This window comes from Bradyrhizobium sp. SEMIA (assembly GCF_014844175.1).
Taxonomy (GTDB): domain Bacteria; phylum Pseudomonadota; class Alphaproteobacteria; order Rhizobiales; family Xanthobacteraceae; genus Bradyrhizobium; species Bradyrhizobium arachidis.
Genome location: NZ_CP046601.1, coordinates 2,394,161 through 2,416,120, shown reverse-complemented (window position 1 = coordinate 2,416,120; position 21,960 = coordinate 2,394,161). Strand labels below are relative to the sequence as shown.

Below are 21,960 nucleotides of genomic sequence, written 5' to 3'. Positions count from 1 at the left end.
TGATCAGCGCGGGGCGATGTCGCCCCTCGACCAGTCTGCGCGCGTACGCTGATAGAACTCCTCGAACGTTCCGTGTGCGATCGCGTCCCTGATGCCCTGCATCAGGAACTGGTAGTAGGCGATATTGATCTCGGACAGCAGCATCGCCCCCAACGTCTCGCCGGCCTTGACGAGATGGTGCAGATAGGCGCGCGCGTAGTTGCGCGCCGACGGCCACGTGCTCGCCTCATCGAGCGGACGCGGATCGTCGGCGTGGCGCGCGTTGCGCAAATTGACCTGGCCGAAGCGCGTGAAGGCGACGCCATGGCGGCCATTCCGCGTCGGCATCACGCAATCGAACATGTCGACGCCGCGCTTCACTGCTTCGAGGATGTCGTCAGGCGTGCCGACGCCCATCAGATAGCGCGGCCGGTCGGTCGGCAGCGCCGGCGCGGTCTCGTCGATCATCGCCAGCATCACCGCCTGAGGCTCGCCGACGGCAAGGCCGCCGATCGCATAGCCATGGAAACCCATCTCGACCAGGCCCTGCGCGCTCGCGTGACGAAGCTGCGGGATGTCGCCGCCCTGCACGATGCCGAACAGCATGTAACCGTCAGGCGCGCTTTCGAAGGCGCGCTTTGAGCGCTCGGCCCAGCGCAGCGACAGCCGCATCGCGCGCTCGATATCGTCACGCTCGGCCGGCAGCCGCACGCATTCGTCCATCTGCATGGCGATGTCGGAACCGAGGAAGCGCTGCACCTCGATCGAGCGCTCCGGCGACAGCTCGACCTTGGCGCCGTCGATATGCGAGCGGAAAGTCACGGCGTGCTCGCTGACCTTGCGTAAGTCGGCGAGCGACATCACCTGGAAGCCGCCGGAATCGGTCAGCATTGGCCCGTTCCAGCCGGTGAACCGCTGCAATCCGCCGAGCGCCGCAATCCGCTCCGCGCCGGGACGCAGCATCAGGTGATAGGTGTTGCCGAGCACGATGTCGGCGCCGGCCTCGCGCACCTCGCGCCAGTGCATGCCTTTCATGGCGCCGGCGGTTCCGACCGGCATGAAGGCGGGCGTGCGGACCATGCCATGCGGCGTGGTCAGGCGCCCGGTGCGCGCGGCGCCATCGGTGGCGAGCAGTTCGAAATGATTGGGTAGAGTCATGGCCGTGCTTATTGCGTGTCGGGGGATGCCGATCAACCCGCCCGGACCGCGCCATGCTCCAGACTGGGACACAACGGGCGCGGATATTTCCACGCGCCGCGCTTGTTAAATAAAACGATACAGTGTAGTTTTACCGTGGGGCTGGACGAGATGCCGCGGCAAAGTTGCCGGCGGCCTTAGATGCGTGATCGCCAGCCACCGACGATGCCCCCCGCTTCATGTTCGACCGAGATGTCCGGCCCCACGCGCGGCTGGATCACGCAGGCAGGTGCCCGCCTGACCGGCGCCCTGGCCCTGACGTGCAGTCTGGCGCTCGCGGCCTGCACGTCCCTGCCCCGCACGCCCTATACGGCAGCTGAGGCCAGCGCATCGCGTGTGCTCGATATCGACGGCCTCAGGCGCTATGCCGACGAGCCGGTCACGAAATTCAGCTTCGAGAAGGACACCAGCACCGCGACGAAAACCTATCTGGCGCTCTCGGGCGGCGGCGCCGACGGTGCCTATGGCGTCGGCGTGCTCAACGGCTGGACCGCGGCCAAAACCCGTCCGACCTTCTCGGTCGTCTCGGGCGTGAGCACCGGCGGCCTGATCGCGCCATTTGCGTTTCTGGGGCCGCAATACGACGACACGCTGAGAGAGGTCTACACCAGCGGCATCGCGGAGAGCCTCCTGAACGACCCCAGCATCGTGCGCGTGCTGTTCGGATCCGGCCTGTTCGGCAACACGCGGCTGCGCGAGCTGGTCGCCCGCTATGTCGGGCCGGAGATCCTGGCGCAGGTCGCGCGCGAGAATGCCAAGGGCCGAAGGCTGCTGGTGGTCACGACCGATCTCGACACCCAGCGGACCGCGATCTGGGACATGGGCAAGATCGCAGCCGTCGGCACGCCCGAGGCGCTCAAGCTGTTTCGCGACGTCATGGCCGCCTCCGCCAGCATTCCGCTGGTGTTTCCACCGATCATGATCGACGCCGAAGGCCAGGGCCGCAAATTTCAGGAGATGCACGTCGACGGCGGCGTGACGGCGCCGGTGCTGACGCTGCCGGAGGCCCTGCTATTCCAGGGCAGCCGCCTGCCGGGCACCGCGAAGATGGACATCTACATCCTCGTCAACAAGAAGATCGAACGCAATTTCGAGCTGGTTTCCAACAGCACCATCGACGTCGCCTCGCGCAGCCTGTCGGCGATCACGCAGTCGCAGACGCGCTCGATCATCTTCTCCACCTACGATTTCGCCAAGCGCAACCGCCTTGGCTTCCATCTGTCCTACATCGCGCGCGATTATCCCGCTCCGCCGTCGGAAGGGTTCGACACCGCTTATATGCGGGCGCTGTACCAGTACGGATATGAGAAGGCGGCGGCGGGCGAGGCCTGGACCTCGACGCTCCCATGAGCACGTCGTGACGGAACGAGGTCGTATCGAGACCGTTGACGATACGGCCAATTCGGCCAGATTCGCGATGACGCCCTCGCTCCCGCGCGATATAGAGCGAATGACAGGCAACGCGCAGGAATCATTGGGCATGGGATTGACTGCGACCAGGACAAGATCGGCAGCGCAACGGCGCGAGGTGCCGAAATCGCGTGGCGGCCGGCGACCAAAACCGCCGCGATCGAGCGCGACCAGCGGCTGATCGAGGTCGCCACCCGCCTGTTCCTGGACCGCGGTTTTGATGCGACCTCGCTCGACGCGGTCGCCGAAGCTGCACGGGTCAGCAAGCCGACCGTCTATTCCCGTTACGGCGACAAGCGCGGCCTGTTTGCCGCCGTGCTGAGGCGCGAGATCGAGCGCTGGCTTGCGCCGCTGTCGGCGGCGGCGGAGACGCAGCTCTCCAGCGCCTCGGATATCCCTGTCGAGCAGCGCCTGGTCGAGATCGGGCGCGAAATGCTGACCTTCACCTGCGGACCCGATGCCGTCGCCTTCAGCCGCATGATGACGTCACAGGCCATCAACTTCCCCGACGTCGCCAAGCTCGGCAAGGAGGAAGGCTGGCTCAAGGCCGTCTCCACCACGGCGCGCTTCTTCGACCATCTGGTGGCGCAAGGCGCGCTCGACCTCGAGGACACGACGATCGCAGCGGAAGTGTTCCTCGACGTCGTCGTCGGCCACACCCACCGCATGGCGACGTTCGGAATGGCGCTCGAGATGAAGCCGGCGGAAAAGCGCATGCGCGCCGCCATCAAGCTGTTCCTGGCCGGTGCGCTCGGCCCTGCGGCCCGCGTCCAAGACGCGGCTAAAGGCCCGCAACGGCGGCGTCCCTCCCGCTGACAATTCCGTGAGCTTGCGATCTATCCCCTGGGCGAGCGCGCCCTCGCCATTGACCAAAATAAAACGATACGGTATGGTTTAGTTATAGGTGAGGCGGACCGCTTTTTTCACCAGCCCCAAAAGAGGTCCGTATCGCCAAGATCGCCGCGACGGGTACAGCCCGCCACGACGCTCCGCGGCCGACCGATGCCCAAGGTCGGCCGCGTCTACTCTGGGTGACCAAGCCCGCTCGCCGACCAAAGGTTTCGAGCATGACGACAGCCACACGATGGACCTTGCCGTTGCTGGCGATCAGCCTGTCCGCGCTTCTCTTGGCCGCGCCCGCGCGAGCGATCGTGACCGCGGGGACGCCGACCTCCCTGCACAGCGACACAGATGGGGATGCCGAGGCCGACCGCCAAGCGGTCAGCCGCGAGATCGAACGCTTCCGCAGCTCGTCGATCTCGATCAGCCAGGCCATGGCGATCGCCGAGGCCCGTCACGCCGGCGCCACCACCGCGGATGTGAGTTTTGACGGCGGCTCCGGCGTGCCGGTCTACCGCGTGAAGACCCTGCACAACGACCGGATCTGGCGCCATACCATCAACGCCAGGACCGGCGAGCTCGTCGGCGGCGAGGCCGCCCTTCCCCTTGCCCGAGCTCGACCTCGAGGACCGCGACAACCTCGCAGCGCTCGGCGCGATCAGGCACCGCCTCGTGGACGCCGTACGCGTCGCCGAGCGCGCCGCCTCGGGCAAGGCGATCAGCGGGGGCCTCGTGCGCGAACGCGGTCGGCTGAATTTCTCGATCGTCGTCGTCAGCGGCGACGATCTCAAGGAGGTCACCCTCGAGCCGCCGGGTGCCCGGGCCAAGTAGCGGCGGCCACATTCCCGCCGAAAAGCCATTGACGGGCGCCAGACTCTCCCGCATAAGTCGCCGCCATGTTCACGACCACCAAACGCACGACCAAAACCACCACGGCCTTCGGGGCCCGGGGAGGCGTGCGCGTGTAGTCGTCGACTAAAACGCATCAGGTCTACCGAAGCCCCGCCCTCGATGGTCCGGGGCTTTTTTGTTGTCTCAATCGATCTCAATGGAGGACAAAGTGAGTAACGATCCCGTCGTCGCGATTGTCGGCGTCACCGGTGCGGTGGGCGCCGAATTCATCGCCACCATGGACAAGCGCGGCTTCCGCGTCGGCAAGCTCAAGGCGCTGGCGAGCGCCCGCTCGGCCGGCAAGACGGTGTCGTTCCGCGGCCAGACCGTCGTCATCGAGGAGCTGACCGAGCGCGCCTTCGAGGGCGTCGACATCGCGCTGTTTTCGGCCGGCAGCGGCATCTCCAAGAAGTTCGCGCCGATTGCGGTCAAGTCGGGCGCCGTCGTCGTCGACAACTCCTCCGCCTTCCGCATGGATCCGAACGTGCCGCTGGTGATCCCCGAGGTGAACGGCAACCGCATCCGCGACCACAAGGGCATCATCGCCAACCCGAACTGCGCCGCCATCACCGCACTGGTGCCGCTCTGGCCGATCCACCAGAAGAACCGCATCAAGCGCGTCATCATCTCGACGTATCAGGCCGCCTCCGGCGCCGGCGCCGCGGCGATGGAGGAGCTCGTCGAGTCCACCCGCGCCAATCTCAACGGGCAGGTCTATACGCCCAAGGTGATGCCGCACCCCTACGCCTTCAATCTCTTCAACCACAATACGGCCGTCGACCCTGACACCGGCTACAACGACGAAGAGACCAAGGTCATCAAGGAGACCCGCAAGATCTTCGAGGACGAGAAGATCGCAATCGGTGTGACCTGCGTCCGCGTGCCGGTGCTGCGCGCCCATTGCGAGGCCATCACCTTCGAATGCGAGAAGGAGATCACCGAGGACCAGGTTCGCGCGATCATGGCGCAGGCGCCAGGCGTGAAGGTGGTCGACGACCGCGCCAGGAACTATTTCCCAATGCCGATCGACGCCTCAGGGCAAGACGACGTCCTCGTCGGCCGCATCCGCAAGGATCTCAGCGATCCCTCCGGGCATTCGATCTCGATGTTCGTGGCGGCCGATCAGCTGCTCAAGGGCGCCGCGCTGAATGCCGTGCAGATCGCAGAGCTGCTGCCGCAGCGGGTGATGGCGTAACCGGTGCTGTAGGAACAGGTATCGTAGGGTGGGCAAAGGCGCGCAAGCGCCGTGCCCACCACTTCTCTCGTGCATTCAAGAAAGAAGACGTGGGCACGCTTCGCTTTGCCCACCATACGGCGCCGGCGCTAGCCGTCTGCCCGGAACAGCAGACACGCATCCCCATACGAGTAGAACCGGTACTCATTCGCAACGGCGTGCGCATAGGCCTGCTTCATCGTCTCCAACCCCGCGAATGCCGACACCAGCATGAACAGCGTCGACTTCGGCAGGTGGAAATTCGTCATCAGGACATCGACGGCCCGGAAGCGGTAGCCGGGCGTGATGAAGATCGAGGTCTCCGCCGTAAACGGCTGGATGGTGCCGTCTTCGCTCGCCGCGCTTTCGAGCAGCCTTAGCGACGTTGTGCCGACGGCGACGATGCGGCCGCCGTTCTTCCGCGCAGTGTTGAGCCGCTCCGCCGTCTCGGCCGAGATGGTGCCCCACTCCGCATGCATCTTGTGGCCGTCGGTGTCGTCCACCTTCACGGGGAGGAACGTCCCTGCCCCGACATGCAGCGTGACGCGGTTGATGCCGACGCCGCGCGCGTGCAATGCCTGCTCAAGCGCCGCCGTGAAATGCAGGCCCGCGGTCGGCGCTGCGACCGCGCCTTCATTGGCTGCGAACATGGTCTGGTAGTCCGCAAGATCCTGATCGTCGGGCGTGCGCTTGGAGGCGATGTAGGGCGGCAGCGGCGGGCTGCCGAGATCGGCGATGGCCTGGTCGAGTGCGGGCCCATGGAACGAGAACGACAGCGTCACCTCGCCCTCGCTGCCCTTGGCCTCGACCTCGGCGTCGAGATGGCCGAGCAGGCAGATCTTGCCCTCATTGCCGAAGCGGATGCGGTCGCCGGCAACAAGCTTCTTCGCCGGCTTCACCAGCGCCTGCCAGCGCGAGCCGTCGAGACGCTTGATCAACGTCGCCTCGATCTTCGGCTCGGTCTCGCGGCCGATGCGGCGACCCTTCAATTGTGCCGCGATCACCTTGGTGTCGTTGACGACGAGCTGGTCACCCGCCTTCAGCCATTGCGGCAGATCAGCGATGGACTGGTCGCGCAGCGCGCCGCCCTCCACGACCAGCATCTTCGCGGAGTCGCGCGGGCTCGCCGGGCGCAACGCGATGCGCTCGGCGGGCAGATCGAAGTCGAAGAGATCGGTGCGCATGTCTCACTAGCGCCGTCATTCCGGACGCCGCGCCTCGAGCGCGGCGATCCGGAATCCCGAGATTGTGGTGCGAGATTCCGGGTTCGCGCTTCGCGCGCCCCGGAATGACGGGCAACTATTCCTTATCCGCCGCCATCCGCGCCTTGACGATCTTGTCGGGGTTCTGCACCGGCTCGCCGCGCTTGATCTTGTCGACGTTCTCCATGCCCTCGGTGACCTTGCCCCACACCGTGTACTGGTTGTCGAGGAAGCGGGCGTCGTCGAAGCAGATGAAGAACTGGCTGTCGCCGGAATCGGGATTGGCGGCGCGGGCCATCGAGGCGGTGCCGCGCACATGCGGCTCCTTGTTGAACTCGGCCTTCAGCTTCTTGCCGGAGCCGCCGGTGCCGGTGCCGTGCGGGCAGCCGGTCTGCGCCATGAAACCCTCGATGACGCGGTGGAATACGATGCCGTCGTAGAAGCCTTCGCGGACCAGCTCCTTGATGCGCGCGACATGACCGGGCGCGAGGTCAGGCCGCATCTCGATGGTAACGGGGCCCTGCGTGGTCTCGAGGATCAGGGTGTTTTCGGTGGCGCTCATGCTCGTCTCTCTTGCGTTGGAGGTGAAGTCTTACGATTACGGAACTGGATCACGAATGGACGCCCCGCGGCCGCGCCGGCCATTGCATCGGTAAATGGCACTGGCGTGCAGCGTTGCAACGCCTCCATCACAGCGATCCGGTATTGCAGCCGGTCATTGTCGGAGGCCTCCGCGGATTCATAGGTAATCCTCGGATGGCCCAGAATGTTTCCGGACCGGTTAAAGCTCACGACGACGGTGATGTCGATAGGGCGGGCCTTGGCGGGCGGCGGCGGCTTCCAGCAGGTCCGCAGGTGCCGGAAGATGTCCTGGATGGTGTTGACCGGCGCGTCCTCGGCGGCCGCACTGGAGACGCCGGAGAGCAGCACCGCGGCAGTCAGCAGAAGCCTTTTGCCGCAGCGCGCCATGGCTCCATCCTTGCCTACTTGATGTCGGAGGCGACCTGCACCTTCACCATCTTGTCGGGATCGGTGACGGTGCCGCCGGGGGAGCCGGGCGGAGCCTTCTTCAGCTTGTCGACGACGTCCATGCCCTGCACGACCTCGCCGATCACGGTGTACTGGTTATCGAGGCTGCCGCCGTCGGCGAACATGATGAAGAACTGCGAGTTGGCGCTGTCGACGCTGTCGCCGCGCCGGGCCATGCCGACGATGCCGCGCGCGAAATGCACCTTGGAGAATTCCTGCTTCAAGTTCGGATATTTCGAGCCGCCGGTGCCGTTGCCGTTCTGGCCGTCGCCGGTCTGGGCCATGAAGCCGTCCATGACGCGGTGGAACGGCACGTTGTTGTAGAAGCCCTCACGCGCGAGCTGCTTGAGGCGCTCGGCATGCTGGGGCGCGATGTCGGTCCGCAGCTTGATGACGATGCGGCCCTTGGTGGTGTCGATCACGAGCGCATTGGCCTTGTCGAGATTGGCCGGCAGCTGCTGCGCCACCGCCGGGACCGCGCTCAAGGGAACGGCCACGAGCGCGACGAACATCGTGGCAAGAATTGCGAGACGACGGATCATGGAAACTCCGGATCAGGTGAGATGAAAAAGCGCGCCGTTATCCGGCGAATTTTGCCTTGAGCAGGTTTGCGACGAGCGGCGGGACGAAGGCCGAGACATCTCCGCCCATGCCGGCGATCTGACGCACCAATGTGCCGGTAATCGGGCGCACCAGCGGAGAGGCCGGCAGGAAGACGGTTTGCACCTCGGGCGCCATCGTGCCGTTCATGCCGGCGAGCTGCATCTCGTAGTCGAGGTCGGTGCCGTCGCGCAGGCCCCGGATCATGATGGTCGCACCGTATTTGCGCGCCGCGGTGACGGCGAGATCGTCGTAGGTCACGGCCTCGAGCGTGCAGCCGCCCTGGGCTGCCACCGGCCCACAGACGTCATGGAGCATCTTGAGCCGCTCCTCGGTCGAAAACAGAGGCTTCTTGCCGGGATGGATTCCGACAGCGACCACCAGCCGGTCGCACAGCGGGACACTGCTCCGGACCACGTCCAGATGGCCGTTGGTGATGGGGTCGAAGGAACCTGGGTAGAAGGCAATGCGCGGCATGGCCACGTCCTACCGCGCCCGGCCCGGCGCGGCAAGCCAGACAGGTTCCCTGCCCGTTTCCCGCAGATTCTACCGCCCATCCTGTCGGCGGCGGCCCATTTGTTTCGTCCTCGGGGCGGCCACGAAACAAAACGGAGCGCGAACGAAACCATTTCCGACATCCGCGAAGACGTCCGGAAACTGGCCATGGTTACTAATCCGCCCAACAAACGACGGGCCGCACACTGGGCGTCGCGGCCGCATCACAGGGGACTGTCAATGATCAAGGCTCTCTCGGCGATCGCCATCTCTGCGTGTGTTGCTGCCGCCCTCACCCTCCTGCCCGGCTTTGCCCCGAAGGTCGAGGCCAGCGTTCCGCAGCCGCTCGCCAAGAGCGACCGTCTCGATATCCGCACCATCGGCAAGGATTGCTCCCAGCAGGCCTGGCCGAATTTCGAAGCCTCGTGCCTGCGCCGCGCCGGCACCAAGGCTGATGTCCGCGAGGCGCGCCTCGTGACCGCGGATCGCACGCCGTAGTTGCGGTTGTCAGCTTCGCGTCAGAAAAGCTTCCTGATATAAATTTCATGGATATTTGCGACGTCTCGTCGCAGACTGTCTGATGTTCGCGCCCGTCGGAATGGCCCGCCGGGCGCGATCCCATCGGGGGGTCGCCATTGTCCAGTACACCCGCAATCGCCTCCGGCCATCATCATCCTGATCCGCTGCCGCTTGCCATGACCATGGGCGCCCTCGGGGTGGTCTATGGTGATATCGGCACCAGCCCCCTTTACGCCCTGAAGGAAGCCGCCAAGGCTGCAGCCCATGGCGGCACGCTAAGTCACGACGCTGTCCTGGGGGTTGCTTCGCTGATCCTCTGGGCGCTGCTGCTGATCATCTCGCTGAAATACGCGCTGCTGATCCTGCGCGCGGACAATCGCGGCGAAGGCGGCATCGTCGCTCTCCTGGCCCTGCTCCACGCCCGCAACGCCCAGTCCGGCACCTGGCGCGCGCATCTGCTCGTGGTCGGCCTCGTCGGCGCCGCCTTGCTCTATGGCGACGGCGCGATCACGCCGGCGATCTCGGTGCTGTCAGCCATCGAGGGCCTCAAGGTCGACGCGCCCTCGCTCGCGCCTGTGGTGGTGCCCGTCACCGTCGCCATCCTGATCGGGCTGTTCATGATGCAGAAGCAGGGCACCGGCTTCATCGGCCGCATCTTCGGGCCGGTGATGCTGGCCTGGTTCGGCGTACTCGCCGCCCTCGGCGTCCACGGCATTGTCAAGGCGCCGGCGGTGCTGGCCGCGCTCAGCCCGTTCTATGCCTTCAACTTCCTGATCCACCAGGACTTCCACATCTCGTTCGGAATCCTCGGCGCGGCCTTCCTCGCGGTGACCGGCGGCGAGGCCATGTATGCCGACATGGGGCATTTCGGCCGCCTGCCGATCCGGCTCGCCTGGTTCGCGATCTGCCTGCCCGCGCTGGTGCTGAACTATTTCGGCCAGGCCGCGCTGCTGATCACCGATCCCAGCATGATCGAGAATCCGTTCTTCCAGCTCTGCCCCGATGCCCTGCATTATCCGCTGGTCGCGTTCTCCGCGGTCGCCACCGTGATCGCGTCGCAGGCGATCATCTCCGGCGTGTTCTCGCTGACCCAGCAGTCGATCCAGCTCGGCTTTTTGCCGCGCATGCAGATCCGCCACACCACGAGCCATGCGATCGGCCAGATCTACGTGCCGCTGGTGAACTGGCTGCTGGCGGCGGCAACGCTCGGCGCGGTCTTGAGCTTCGGCACCTCGGACGCGCTCGCCGGCGCCTACGGCATCGCGGTGTCGCTGCTGATGGCGATCACGACGCTGCTCGCCGCCCTGGTTGCGATCCAGTGGGGCTATTCGCCCTGGCTGGTCGTGGTCGTGAACGGCTTCTTCTTCGTGATCGACGTGATCTTCTTCTCCGCCAATTCGATCAAGCTGTTCGAGGGCGGCTGGTTTCCGCTGCTGCTCGCAGCCCTCGTCGCCTTCCTGATGCTGACCTGGCGCAGCGGCGTGAAGCTGGTCGAGGCCGCGCGCGGCCGCCTGCGCCAGCCCGAGGAGGATTTGATCGAGACGGCGGTGAACAAGTGCAGCGCGCGGCTGCCGGGCACGGCCGTGTTCCTGGCCTCGGCAGCGAAAGGCGTGCCGCTGGCGCTGACGCAGTTCGTCAAGCACAACCACGTCCTGCACGAGCGCATCGTGCTCGTCACCGTCCTGATCGAGGAATCCCCGCACATCGCCGAAGCGGACCGCGCCGAGGTGAGCGAGATCATCTCCGGCATCACCCGCGTGATCCTGCATTACGGCTTCATGCAGAACCCGACGATCTACGAGGGACTGACGCTCGCCTGCCGCCAGGGCAAGCTGCCCGGTATCGACCTCTCCGACATCACCTATTATGTCGGCCGCGAGACCATCATCCCGCGCGAGGACGTTCCCGGCATGTGGGTCTGGCGCGAAGGCCTGTTCGCCTTCCTTCAGCGCAACGCCGAACGCTCAGCCGCGTTCTTCGGCGTGCCGACCAAACAGGTCGTGGAGTTCGGAACGGAGCTGGAGATTTAGCGCAGCCCGGATGAGCGAAGCGTAATCCGGGATACGGGCGCGACACTGTCGGTGTCGTCCCCGCGAACGCGAGGACCCATAACCACAGGAAGTGTTTGGCGAAGACTCGCGGTCGCAAATCTCGCGCGACAACTTTTCCCTGTGGCTATGGGTCCCGGATCTGCGCGCGCCTAAGGGCGCGCTTGTCCGGGACGACAGTGGAGTGTGGGGGGCGCGCGCTACGCCCCGTTGCCGTTCTCGCCGTTGCCGCTCTCGGCCTCTTCCGTGATGTGCTCGACCGAGACCACGTGCTCGTCCTCGGCGGTATCGAACACGATGACGCCCTGGGTCGAGCGGCCGGCGATGCGGATGCCTTCGACCGGGCAGCGGATCAGCTGGCCCTTGTCGGTGACCAGCATGATCTGGTCCGCATCCTCCACGGGGAAGGACGCAACCAGGTTGCCGTTGCGGTTGTTGACGCTCATGGCGACGATGCCTTTGCCGCCGCGCCCCGTCGTGCGGTACTCGTAGGACGAGGTCCGCTTGCCATAGCCGTTGACGGAGACGGTCAGCACGACCTGCTCCTGCGCCGACATCTCGACATAACGCTCCTGGGCGAGCTGGAAGCTGCCGGAGGTCTCCTCGGCCTCCGTATCCGCGGCCCCCTCTTCGGCCGCGGTTTCACCGGCGACCGCGCGGCGCATCTTCAGGTAAGCCGAACGCTCGTCGGATGTGGTCTCGACATGGCGCAGGATCGCCAGCGAGATCACCTTGTCGCCCTCGCCGAGCGCAATGCCGCGCACGCCCATCGAGGTGCGGCCGGTGAACACGCGCACGTCGGGGACCGGGAAGCGGATGCACTGCCCGCCCGCAGCGGTCAGCAGCACGTCGTCGCGCTCAGTGCAGATCTGGACGTCGACGATCGCCTCGCCGTCGTCGAGCTTCATGGCGATGATGCCGGAGCGGCGGACGTCGACGAAGTCGGACAGCTTGTTGCGCCGGACATTGCCGCCGGTCGTCGCGAACATCACATCCAACTGGGCCCAGGTGGACTCATCCTCGGGCAGCGGCATGATGGTGGTGATGCGCTCGCCCTGCTCCAGCGGCAGGATGTTGATCAGCGCCTTGCCGCGCGCGTTCGGCGCAGCCATCGGCAGGCGCCAGACCTTCTCCTTGTAGACCTGGCCGCGCGACGAGAAGAACAGCACCGGAGTATGAGTCGATGCGACAAAGAGCCGGCTGACGAAGTCCTCGTCGCGGGTCTGCATGCCGGCGCGGCCCTTGCCGCCGCGGCGCTGCGCCCGGTAGGCCGACAGCGGCACGCGCTTGACGTAGCCGGCGTGCGAGACGGTGACGACCATGTCCTCGCGCTGGATCAGGTCCTCGTCCTCGACCTCGCCTTCCTGCTCCATGATCACGGTGCGGCGCGGGGTGGCGAACTCGGCCTTCACCTCGGCAAGCTCGGTCTTGATGATGTCGAGGATGCGCGCTCGGGAGCGCAGGATATCGAGATAGTCGCCGATCTCGCCGGCGAGCTTTGCCAGCTCTTCGCCGATCTCGTCGCGGCCGAGTGCGGTGAGGCGCGCCAGCCGCAGCTCGAGGATCGCCCTCGCCTGCTCCAGCGACAGACGGATGGTGCCGTCCTCGTTGATGCGATGGCGGGGATCGTCGATCAGCGTGATGATGTCCTCGACGTCGCGCGCAGGCCAGTCGCGCGTCATCAGGGTCTCGCGTGCGGCAGCCGGCGTCGGCGAATGCCGGATCACGCGGATGATCTCGTCGATATTGGCGACCGCGATCGCAAGGCCGACCTGCTCATGCGCGCGCTCGCGCGCCTTGCGCAGCTTGTACTTGGTGCGGCGGGTGACGACCTGCTCGCGGAAGCCGACGAAGATCGTCAGCATGTCCTTCAGGTTCATCGTCTGCGGACGGCCAGAGTCGAGCGCGACGGCATTGACGCCGAAAGAGGTCTGCAGCGGCGTGAACTTGTAGAGCTGGTTCAGCACCACGTCGGGCACGGCGTCGCGCTTGAGCTCGACGACGACGCGGTAGCCGTCGCGATCGGACTCGTCGCGCAGATCGGAGATACCCTCGATCTTCTTTTCCTTGTAGAGCTCGGCGATGCGCTCGACCATCGTCGCCTTGTTCACCTGATACGGAATCTCGGTGATGACGATCGCCTCGCGCTCTTTCCGGACCGTCTCGAACGTGACCTTGCCGCGCATCACGATCGAGCCGCGGCCGAGATGATAGGCGCTGCGGATGCCCTGGCGGCCCAGGATGATGCCGCCGGTCGGGAAATCCGGGCCCGGAATGATGTTGTTGAGCTCGTCGATGGTCAGCGAGGGGTTTTCGATCAGCGCGACACAGGCGTCGATGACCTCGCCGAGATTGTGCGGCGGGATGTTGGTGGCCATGCCGACCGCGATGCCGCCGGCGCCGTTGACCAGCAGGTTCGGGAACCGCGCCGGCAGGACCACCGGCTCCCGCTCGGAGCCGTCATAGTTGTCCTGGAAATCGACCGTGTCGTCGTCGATGTCCTCAAGCAGCTTCAGCGCGATCTTGGTCAGGCGGGATTCGGTGTAGCGCATCGCCGCCGGCGGATCGCCGTCGACCGAGCCGAAATTGCCCTGTCCGTCGATCAGGGCGCGCGCATCGAGAAGTCCTGCGCCATGCGCACCAACGCGTCGTAGATCGCCTGGTCGCCATGGGGGTGGTACTTACCCATGACCTCACCGACGGCACCGGCGGACTTCTTGTGTTTCTTGTCCGGGGTGTCGCCGCGATTGTTCATCGCGTAGAGGATGCGGCGATGCACCGGCTTCAACCCGTCGCGCGCATCGGGCAGCGCACGCGACACGATCACGCTCATGGCGTAATCGAGGTAGGACTTCTTCATCTCCTCGTAGATCGAGACGGGGCGAATGTCCGAGGGTTGCGCCGGCTGGTCGCCGGGCTTGTTGTCGTCGTCAGCCAAGGGGAAATCCGGTGAGGTTTTATCTGGGAATCATATAGCGCATCGCCCCCCCGATAACCACCCTTGCAGGGCCAAGGGAAGCGCTTTTTCCGACTGTTTTTCCAGAGACTTACGCACTCCGCGCCGGTGCTGGAACAAGGCTCGAAATCGGCCGGCGCAAACCGCGCCTTAAGCCCCGAAAATCACCCGGTGCATGATCCGCCCGGGCACCAGCGTGAACAGCCCCGCCACCACCAGCGCACCGGCGAAAATGAAGATCATCATCCGCCGGTGATCGGCGACGCGATGGGTGTGCGCCCGCCACACCGCGAGCGGCAGCACGACGAGCGTGAAGATCGACAACAGATGGATCGGGCTGAACGGCCCGACCAGACGGATCTGGTGGATCCAGAACGACGAGGCGGCCACCGCGACCATCAGGAGGACCCAGATCCAGCCGATGGTCCGGTGCGGCAGCGTGCCCTTGGGCGCGGCGAACTGGACGAGGCCGAGCACGAAGGCGGCCATTGCGGCAAAGGCATGCAGCGGGATCGCTGGGGCGGCCTCAAGCAGCGGCGCGAGGTTCATGCGACGCGTCCTCCGATCGGCGGGAGAGCCATGTAAACAGGATTAACATTAAGTTAATACCATTCACATCATCGCCGGTCAAAGGCTTGAAGTAGCACTTGAGGCAGGCCCGGAAAACCGAGCCTTGCCCGCCAATTGGTAAGGGATCCTGTCGCTTTACGCGAGCGGGCGCCGCTCGTGGAGAGACGCTCGCGAGCCTCAGAACGGGATGTCGTCGTCCATGTCGCTGTTGCGGCCACCGCCGCCAGCGGCCACGGGACGGCGCGGCGCGCTGCTGACGGGGCCCGAGGAGCCGAAATCGCCGCCCGGCTCGTCGCCGAAGCTGCCGCCTCCTCCGCCGCCGCCGCGGCCGTCGAGCATCGTCAGGGTCGAGTTGAAGCCCTGCAGCACGACCTCGGTGGAGTACTTCTCAGCGCCGCTCTGGTCGGTCCATTTGCGGGTCTGGAGCGCGCCCTCGATGTAAACCTTGGCGCCCTTCTTCAGGTACTGCTCGGCGACCTTGCAAAGACCTTCGTTGAAAATCACGACGCGGTGCCACTCGGTCTTTTCCTTGCGCTCGCCGCTGTTCTTGTCGCGCCAGGTCTCCGAGGTGGCGATGCTCAAATTCGCGATCGGCCGCCCGTCCTGGGTGCGGCGGATTTCAGGATCCTTGCCGAGATTTCCAACCAGAATGACCTTGTTGACGCTTCCCGCCATCGCCGCTCTCCACTCCAAATGCCACTGAATTCCGGAACGGCGCGCCCGCGCTGCCGCCTTGTTGAGCCGACCTATACGCTTACGAGCGCCGATCGGCCCGCCACACCCTCGGTTATCCCCACATATAGCATGGGCCCGAAATTTGTTCCAGATTTGTTCCTGTGAAAGAGAATGCAACCCAAGCGTGCATACCGGAACCCAGCGCCACTGTGCACGCCACAATGAATTGGAACCCGACCGCACGGAAAAACGCTTAACATTCATTAGGTTACTCGCAGACAATTGCCCAGCGACTGTTGCATTCCAGCGACGGATTCTGCCTGCCGGTTGAGCTAAAGTTACGTTGGAATTGTTCATATGGGCGTCGCGCCTGATTGACCGCTTTGGGGACCTCTGGAGCGGACGACACTGGGGAGACTGCAATGAAGAAAATTCTGTTTGGCACAATCGGTATCGTTGCGTTGGGTCTGTCTGCACCTGCGAGTGCAGCGGATCTTGCGGCGCGTCCCTACACCAAGGCGCCGCCGCCGATGGTTGCCACTATCTATGACTGGAGTGGCTTTTACATCGGCATCAACGGTGGCTGGGGTACGAGCCGCAATTGCTGGGACTTCGTGACGCCTGTCGTCGGCACGCTGATCACAGACGGTTGCCATGACGCATCGGGCGGCACGGTCGGTGGTCAGATCGGCTATCGTTGGCAGTCCGCCAACTGGGTGTTTGGCGTGGAAGGCCAAGGCAACTGGGCTGACTTCAGCGGAAACAACGTCAGCCCGACCGCCCCGGCTCAGCAGGACCGTACGCGGATCGATGCCTTCGGCCTGATTACTGGCCAGGTCGGCTATGCCTGGAATAATGTTTTGTTCTACGTAAAGGGCGGTGGCGCGGTCGTGGGCGACAAATACGACCTCATCGTCGGGCCAGGTTTCGTGGGTGCGGGCACTACCTTCGGTTCGGCCCGGGAAACCCGCTGGGGCGGAACGGTCGGCGCGGGTCTCGAATTTGGCTTCGCCCCAAACTGGTCGGTTGGCGTCGAGTATGATCACATCTTCCTCGGCCATCGTAACGTCGATTTCACCTTCGGCGGCGCGTTCGTTCAGACCGAACGCATCGGCCAGGACGTCGATATGGGCCTCGTTCGCGTGAACTATCGCTGGGGCGGCCCGGCCATCGCGAGATACTGATATCCATCTGATATCATTTGGAGATCAAAGGCCGGCCTCGCGCCGGCCTTTTTGCTGGATGCGAGCGGCGCGACAATGTGTCAGCAATTGTGACGTTTTGCGGCTGTCGTGGCTTTTGAGAGACACAACTTGCGGCTTTGGTGGTGTAAGCACGCCGTCAGTTGGACCACAGCGTCCGATGCCCTTCTGCGCGCGGAAGGCAACAACAGAAACTGGGACTGGGATTTTGATTGAGATGAAGAAGGTTTTGTTGGCTTCGGCCTGTTTGTTCGCTCTGGCTGCCCCCGCGTCGGCGGCTGATCTCGCGGCTCGCCCGTACACGAAGGCTCCGGTGGCTGTGGCCTCGGTCTACAACTGGAGCGGCTTCTACCTCGGTATCGTCGGCGGCGGCGCCTGGGAAAACGCTTCGGGTGACCCGAAGATGAAGGGTGGCTTCGTCGGCGGCACCGCCGGCTACAACTGGCAGACCGGCAATGTCGTGTTCGGCATCGAGGCCGACGGCGCTTGGGCTGACGTCAGCGCGACGGCGACCGGCGCGACCGTCGTCCCGGGCTTCGGCGTCGTGACCGCGACCGCCACCTCGAAGACCGACGCCATGGGCACGGTGCGTGGCCGCATCGGCTGGGCCGTCAACAACGTCCTGTTCTACGGTACGGGCGGCTACGCCTGGATCGACAACAAGATCACCCTCTCCGCGCTCGGCGTGAGCGCGTCGGACAGCAAGTGGCACTCCGGCTGGACCGTCGGTGCGGGCGTCGAAGCGTTCATCGCGCCGCAGTGGTCGATCAAGGGCGAGTACCTGTATCGCAGCCTCGCTGGCGAGACCTACTTCGCCGGCGCCCTGCCCACCGGCACGCTCAACTTCCACACCGTGCAGGTCGGCGTGAACTATCACTTCGGCGGCCCGATCGTCGCCAAGTACTGATCTCAAGAAGTACTGAGCTTCGTCTCACGACCGACGTCACATCGTCACGAAAGGCCGGCCTCGCGCCGGCCTTTTTGTTTTCGCGCGACCTCGCGCCCAACCGTCATGGAATCGAGAGTGCGGTGTGCATTGCGCCGCTGATTGGCTCCGATGCGTTGGGGAATTGACATGAAGACGTTGGTGCTGGCCTCGGTCAGCTTGCTCGCGCTCGGCGCGCTCGCACCGGCCGGTGCTGCCGATCTGCCGCTGTACAAGGCGCCGGTGGCGCCCGTGCTCGCCTATGACTGGATCGGCGCCTATGTCGGCATCAATGGCGGCGGCGGCCTTGCGCACGCCTGCTGGAGCGTCGTCGCTGTCGCCGGCGTTCCCATCGACCCGGCCGTCGGCGAGGGCTGTCACAATGCGAGTGGCGGCACAGTGGGTGCTCAACTCGGATATCGCTGGCAGAAGGCGCGCTGGGTGCTCGGCGTGGAAGCCCAGGGCAACTGGGCCGACTTCAAGGGCAGCAATGTCAGCTTCGTGCTGGCGCCGCTCAACAACCGGACCACGATCAACAGCTTTGGCCTGTTCACCGGCCAGCTCGGCTACACCGTGAACAGCCTGCTGTTCTACGGCAAGGCGGGCGCAGCCGTCGCGCACGACAGATACGACGAATTCATTCCGGGCGTTGGCGTCGTGTCCAATACCCTGAGCCAGACCCGCTGGGGCTATAGCGCCGGCTTTGGCGTGGAATACGCCTTCGCGGAGAATTGGTCCGTCGGCGGCGAGTACGACCATCTGTTCCTCGGGCATCACGGCGGCGACCTCGCCAGCGCGATCCTCGTCCCACCCGTGCGTACCGAACGGATCGGCCAGGACATCGATATCGGACTGATCCGCGTCAACTATCGCTGGGGCGGCCCCGTCGTCGCCAAATACTGATCCGCCAAAGACCAATCCCCAAGGGACTCCTCCAGGTCCTGCTTGAATGCGGATTGCCCCCAAGATCCGCATCTAAACGCGAACAAAGGGCCGGCCACGTGCCGGCCCTTTGCCTGTTCCGCGCCCTGCTCCTGCCAGATGCCGCCAGTGCGCCAACAATCCGTTGACGATTCGCAACTGCCTCTGGAAATCCGTCGCCGTTCTTCCTACGTTCGCTGCCATACCCATCGGCGCCGATCCCGGTTCCGGGCGAAGCGTGCCTTTTCGTTGGCGCGATCGCGCGCTTTTGGGATTCCTTGAGGGCAACTCGGATGGATGAAGTGATCAAGGCGAAGCGCCAACAGCAGAACGCGGGCTCGAGCCTGCGCGCAATTACGATCCGTGGTGCGCGCGAGCACAACCTCAAGAACATCGACGTCGAGATTCCCCGCGACAAGCTCGTGGTCTTCACCGGGCTCTCCGGCTCCGGCAAATCCTCGCTCGCCTTCGACACCATCTATGCCGAGGGCCAGCGCCGCTACGTCGAGTCGCTCTCGGCCTATGCCCGCCAGTTCCTTGAGATGATGCAGAAGCCTGACGTCGACCAGATCGACGGCCTGTCGCCGGCGATCTCGATCGAGCAGAAGACGACCTCGAAGAATCCGCGCTCGACCGTCGGTACCGTGACCGAGATCTACGACTACATGCGCCTGCTCTGGGCCCGCGTCGGCGTGCCCTATTCGCCGGCCACGGGCCTGCCGATCGAAAGCCAGACCGTCTCGCAGATGGTCGACCGCGTGCTGGCCCTGCCGGAAGGCACCCGCCTCTATCTGCTCGCCCCGGTCGTGCGCGGCCGCAAGGGCGAGTATCGGAAAGAGCTCGCCGAATGGCTCAAGAAGGGCTTTCAGCGCGTCAAGATCGACGGCACCTTTTACGAGCTGGCCGAAGCGCCCAGCCTCGACAAGAAATTCCCGCACGACATCGACGTCGTGGTCGACCGCATCGTGGTCCGTGCCGACATCGGCCAGCGCCTCGCTGAGAGCTTTGAGACCGCGCTGAAGCTGGCCGAAGGCCTTGCCGTCGTCGAGTTCGCCGATGCGCCCGCGGCCGCGCCTGCCGAGGAAAAGAAGAAGACCGCAAAGATCCACGACAAGAGCGGCCCCGAGCGCATCCTGTTCTCGGAAAAGTTCGCCTGCCCTGTCTCCGGCTTCACCATCCCCGAGATCGAGCCGCGCCTGTTCTCGTTCAACAACCCCTATGGCGCGTGTCCTGCCTGCGGCGGCCTCGGTGTCGAGCAACATGTCGACGAGGACCTCGTCATCCCCGACAGGGAGCTCGCCATCGGCAAGGGCGCGATCGCGCCCTGGGCCAAATCGTCGTCGCCCTATTACACGCAGACGCTGACGGCGCTCGGCAAGCACTACAAGTTCACGCTGACCACCAAATGGAAGGATCTGCCCAAGAAGACGCAGACCGCGATCCTCCATGGGTCGGGCGAGGACGAGATCAAGTTCTCCTACGAGGACGGCGTCCGATCCTACGACACCAAGAAGCCGTTCGAGGGCGTCATCACCAACATCAACCGCCGCTACCGGGAAACCGAGAGCGAATGGGCGCGCGAGGAGCTCGCGAAATACTTCCACGACGTGCCCTGCGGCGCCTGCAACGGTTTCCGGCTCAAGCCCGAGGCGCTCTGCGTCAAGGTCGGGGCTAAGCATATCGGCGAGATCTCGGAGCTGTCGGTCAGGAAGGCCGGCGAATGGTTCGAGACCGTGCCGGCGGCGCTGAACGCGCAGCAGAACGAGATCGCCGGCCGCATCCTGAAGGAGATCCGCGAGCGCCTGACCTTCCTGCTCGACGTCGGCCTCAACTATCTTACCCTGTCCCGCTCCTCCGGCACGCTGTCCGGCGGCGAGAGCCAGCGCATTCGCCTGGCCTCACAGATCGGCTCGGGCCTGACGGGCGTGCTCTACGTGCTCGACGAGCCCTCGATCGGCCTGCACCAGCGCGACAATGCGCGCCTGCTCGACACGCTGAAGAGGCTTCGCGACCTCGGCAACACCGTGGTCGTAGTCGAGCATGACGAGGACGCCATCCGCCTCGCCGACTACGTCCTCGACATCGGCCCCGGCGCCGGCATGCATGGCGGCAACATCGTCGCCGAAGGCACGCCCGCCGAGATCATGCGCAACCCGAAATCGCTGACCGGCAAGTACCTGACCGGCGAACTCGAGGTCGAGGTGCCGGAGCGGCGCCCGCCGAACCATCGCCGCACCATCAAGGTGGTGAACGCGCGCGGCAATAACCTCAAGAACGTCACCGCCGAGATTCCGCTCGGCCTGTTCACCTGCGTCACCGGCGTCTCCGGCGGCGGCAAGTCGACGCTGCTGATCGACACGGTCTATCGCGCCATCGCCCGCAAGCTGAACGGCGCCAGCGAAGGCGCCGCTCCCCACGACCGCATCGAGGGTCTCGAGCACATCGACAAGATCATCGACATCGACCAGTCGCCGATCGGCCGCACCCCGCGCTCGAACCCTGCGACCTATACCGGCGCCTTCACGCCGATCCGCGAATGGTTCGCGGGCCTCCCCGAAGCCAAGGCGCGCGGCTACGAGCCCGGCCGCTTCTCCTTCAACGTCAAGGGCGGCCGCTGCGAGGCCTGCCAGGGCGACGGCGTCATCAAGATCGAGATGCACTTTCTGCCCGACGTCTACGTCACCTGCGACGTCTGCAAGGGCAAGCGCTACAATCGCGAGACGCTGGAGGTCCTGTTCAAGGGCAAGTCCATCGCCGACGTGCTCGACATGACCGTCGAGGAAGCCGCCGAGTTCTTCAAGGCAGTGCCGCGCGTGCGCGAGACTTTTCAGACATTGCACCGCGTCGGGCTGGATTACATTCACGTCGGCCAGCAAGCGACGACGCTGTCAGGCGGTGAAGCCCAACGCGTCAAACTGGCAAAAGAGCTGTCCAAGCGCGCCACCGGCCGCACGCTCTACATCCTGGACGAGCCGACCACCGGCCTGCACTTCCACGACGTCAAGAAGCTCCTGGAGGTGCTGCACGAGCTGGTGGCACAGGGCAACACGGTCGTGGTGATCGAGCACAATCTCGAGGTCATCAAGACCGCAGACTGGGTCATCGACCTCGGCCCCGAAGGCGGCGACGGCGGCGGCGAGATCGTCGCCTGGGGCCCGCCGGAGGATATCGCGAAGGCGCCACGGAGCTATACCGGCAAGTTTTTGGAGCCGGTGCTGAAGAAGGCGCGGAAGCCGAAGCGAAGGAGCACGAGCGAGGCGGCGGAGTAAGCGAACCGAGCGAAATCCG

General features: G+C 65.0%; 17 protein-coding genes and 3 pseudogenes. 11 read left to right on the top strand and 9 right to left on the bottom strand.

Annotated features, from left to right (window positions below; genetic code table 11):
• Positions 1 to 3: 3 nt before the first annotated feature.
• Positions 4 to 1,137: a tRNA guanosine(34) transglycosylase Tgt gene (gene tgt / locus FOM02_RS11670; protein WP_035729719.1), complete on the bottom strand. Its 1,134-nt coding sequence runs from the start codon at positions 1,135 to 1,137 to the stop codon at positions 4 to 6.
• A gap of 231 nt (positions 1,138 to 1,368) precedes the next feature.
• Between tgt and FOM02_RS11665 the strand changes: the two genes are divergently transcribed.
• The 5 genes and pseudogenes from FOM02_RS11665 to FOM02_RS11645 all read left to right on the top strand — a co-directional run bounded on the left by FOM02_RS11665 (position 1,369) and on the right by FOM02_RS11645 (position 5,512).
• Positions 1,369 to 2,526 carry a patatin-like phospholipase family protein gene (locus FOM02_RS11665; protein ID WP_035729716.1) on the top strand — a complete coding sequence of 386 codons (1,158 nt, stop codon included), beginning with the start codon at positions 1,369 to 1,371 and terminating at the stop codon, positions 2,524 to 2,526.
• Between the two features lie 130 nt (positions 2,527 to 2,656).
• Positions 2,657 to 3,402, top strand: a pseudogene (locus FOM02_RS11660) (TetR/AcrR family transcriptional regulator).
• Positions 3,403 to 3,653: 251 nt separating this feature from the next.
• Positions 3,654 to 3,953, top strand: a pseudogene (locus tag FOM02_RS46795) (PepSY domain-containing protein); the annotation flags it as partial.
• A gap of 79 nt (positions 3,954 to 4,032) precedes the next feature.
• Positions 4,033 to 4,257 carry a hypothetical protein gene (locus FOM02_RS11650; RefSeq protein WP_265442303.1) on the top strand — a complete coding sequence of 75 codons (225 nt, stop codon included), beginning with the start codon at positions 4,033 to 4,035 and terminating at the stop codon, positions 4,255 to 4,257.
• Between the two features lie 217 nt (positions 4,258 to 4,474).
• Entirely contained in the window at positions 4,475 to 5,512 is a 1,038-nt protein-coding gene (locus tag FOM02_RS11645) for an aspartate-semialdehyde dehydrogenase (RefSeq protein WP_027559271.1), read from the top strand.
• A gap of 128 nt (positions 5,513 to 5,640) precedes the next feature.
• Here FOM02_RS11645 and queA read toward each other — a convergent pair whose 3' ends face one another.
• The 5 genes from queA to coaD all read right to left on the bottom strand — a co-directional run bounded on the left by queA (position 5,641) and on the right by coaD (position 8,838).
• A complete protein-coding gene (gene queA / locus FOM02_RS11640; protein ID WP_027559272.1) occupies positions 5,641 to 6,714 on the bottom strand; it encodes a tRNA preQ1(34) S-adenosylmethionine ribosyltransferase-isomerase QueA in 1,074 nt (357 codons plus the stop codon).
• A 115-nt stretch (positions 6,715 to 6,829) separates the two neighbouring features.
• Positions 6,830 to 7,294 (bottom strand): peptidylprolyl isomerase, encoded by a 465-nt coding sequence (locus tag FOM02_RS11635; RefSeq protein WP_027559273.1) that lies wholly within the window; start codon positions 7,292 to 7,294, stop codon positions 6,830 to 6,832.
• A complete protein-coding gene (locus FOM02_RS11630) occupies positions 7,291 to 7,701 on the bottom strand; it encodes a hypothetical protein (protein ID WP_027559274.1) in 411 nt (136 codons plus the stop codon). The genes FOM02_RS11635 and FOM02_RS11630 overlap by 4 nt, the downstream gene beginning before the upstream one ends.
• A 14-nt stretch (positions 7,702 to 7,715) precedes the next feature.
• Complete coding sequence (locus FOM02_RS11625) at positions 7,716 to 8,303, bottom strand: peptidylprolyl isomerase (protein ID WP_027559275.1); 588 nt, start codon at positions 8,301 to 8,303, stop codon at positions 7,716 to 7,718.
• 37 nt (positions 8,304 to 8,340) lie between these two features.
• Positions 8,341 to 8,838: a pantetheine-phosphate adenylyltransferase gene (gene coaD / locus FOM02_RS11620; RefSeq protein ID WP_027559276.1), complete on the bottom strand. Its 498-nt coding sequence runs from the start codon at positions 8,836 to 8,838 to the stop codon at positions 8,341 to 8,343.
• 258 nt (positions 8,839 to 9,096) lie between these two features.
• On the opposite strand from coaD, the gene FOM02_RS11615 reads away from it, so the two are divergent.
• Positions 9,097 to 9,354 carry a hypothetical protein gene (locus FOM02_RS11615; RefSeq protein ID WP_027559277.1) on the top strand — a complete coding sequence of 86 codons (258 nt, stop codon included), beginning with the start codon at positions 9,097 to 9,099 and terminating at the stop codon, positions 9,352 to 9,354.
• 197 nt (positions 9,355 to 9,551) lie between these two features.
• Positions 9,552 to 11,405 carry a potassium transporter Kup gene (locus tag FOM02_RS11610; RefSeq protein ID WP_027559278.1) on the top strand — a complete coding sequence of 618 codons (1,854 nt, stop codon included), beginning with the start codon at positions 9,552 to 9,554 and terminating at the stop codon, positions 11,403 to 11,405.
• Positions 11,406 to 11,623: 218 nt separating this feature from the next.
• Here FOM02_RS11610 and gyrA read toward each other — a convergent pair.
• The 3 genes and pseudogenes from gyrA to FOM02_RS11595 form a co-directional block, all read right to left on the bottom strand.
• Positions 11,624 to 14,361 (bottom strand): annotated as a pseudogene (gene gyrA, locus FOM02_RS11605) (DNA gyrase subunit A).
• A gap of 168 nt (positions 14,362 to 14,529) precedes the next feature.
• Positions 14,530 to 14,928: a DUF2306 domain-containing protein gene (locus tag FOM02_RS11600; RefSeq protein ID WP_027559280.1), complete on the bottom strand. Its 399-nt coding sequence runs from the start codon at positions 14,926 to 14,928 to the stop codon at positions 14,530 to 14,532.
• A 198-nt stretch (positions 14,929 to 15,126) separates the two neighbouring features.
• On the bottom strand, positions 15,127 to 15,624 hold the full coding sequence (locus FOM02_RS11595) for a single-stranded DNA-binding protein (protein WP_027559281.1): 498 nt from the start codon (positions 15,622 to 15,624) through the stop codon (positions 15,127 to 15,129).
• A gap of 422 nt (positions 15,625 to 16,046) precedes the next feature.
• Here FOM02_RS11595 and FOM02_RS11590 point away from each other — a divergent pair, with 422 nt between their 5' ends.
• From FOM02_RS11590 to uvrA, 4 genes are all read left to right on the top strand, one after another.
• The gene (locus FOM02_RS11590) at positions 16,047 to 16,808 is read left to right on the top strand and encodes an outer membrane protein (RefSeq protein ID WP_027559282.1); all 762 of its coding nucleotides are present in this window, start codon (positions 16,047 to 16,049) and stop codon (positions 16,806 to 16,808) included.
• A 235-nt stretch (positions 16,809 to 17,043) separates the two neighbouring features.
• Entirely contained in the window at positions 17,044 to 17,733 is a 690-nt protein-coding gene (locus FOM02_RS11585; RefSeq protein ID WP_027559283.1) for an outer membrane protein, read from the top strand.
• Between the two features lie 168 nt (positions 17,734 to 17,901).
• Positions 17,902 to 18,654 (top strand): outer membrane protein, encoded by a 753-nt coding sequence (locus FOM02_RS11580; RefSeq protein WP_027559284.1) that lies wholly within the window; start codon positions 17,902 to 17,904, stop codon positions 18,652 to 18,654.
• Between the two features lie 311 nt (positions 18,655 to 18,965).
• The gene (uvrA, locus tag FOM02_RS11575) at positions 18,966 to 21,941 is read left to right on the top strand and encodes an excinuclease ABC subunit UvrA (protein ID WP_027559285.1); all 2,976 of its coding nucleotides are present in this window, start codon (positions 18,966 to 18,968) and stop codon (positions 21,939 to 21,941) included.
• Positions 21,942 to 21,960: the final 19 nt, after the last annotated feature.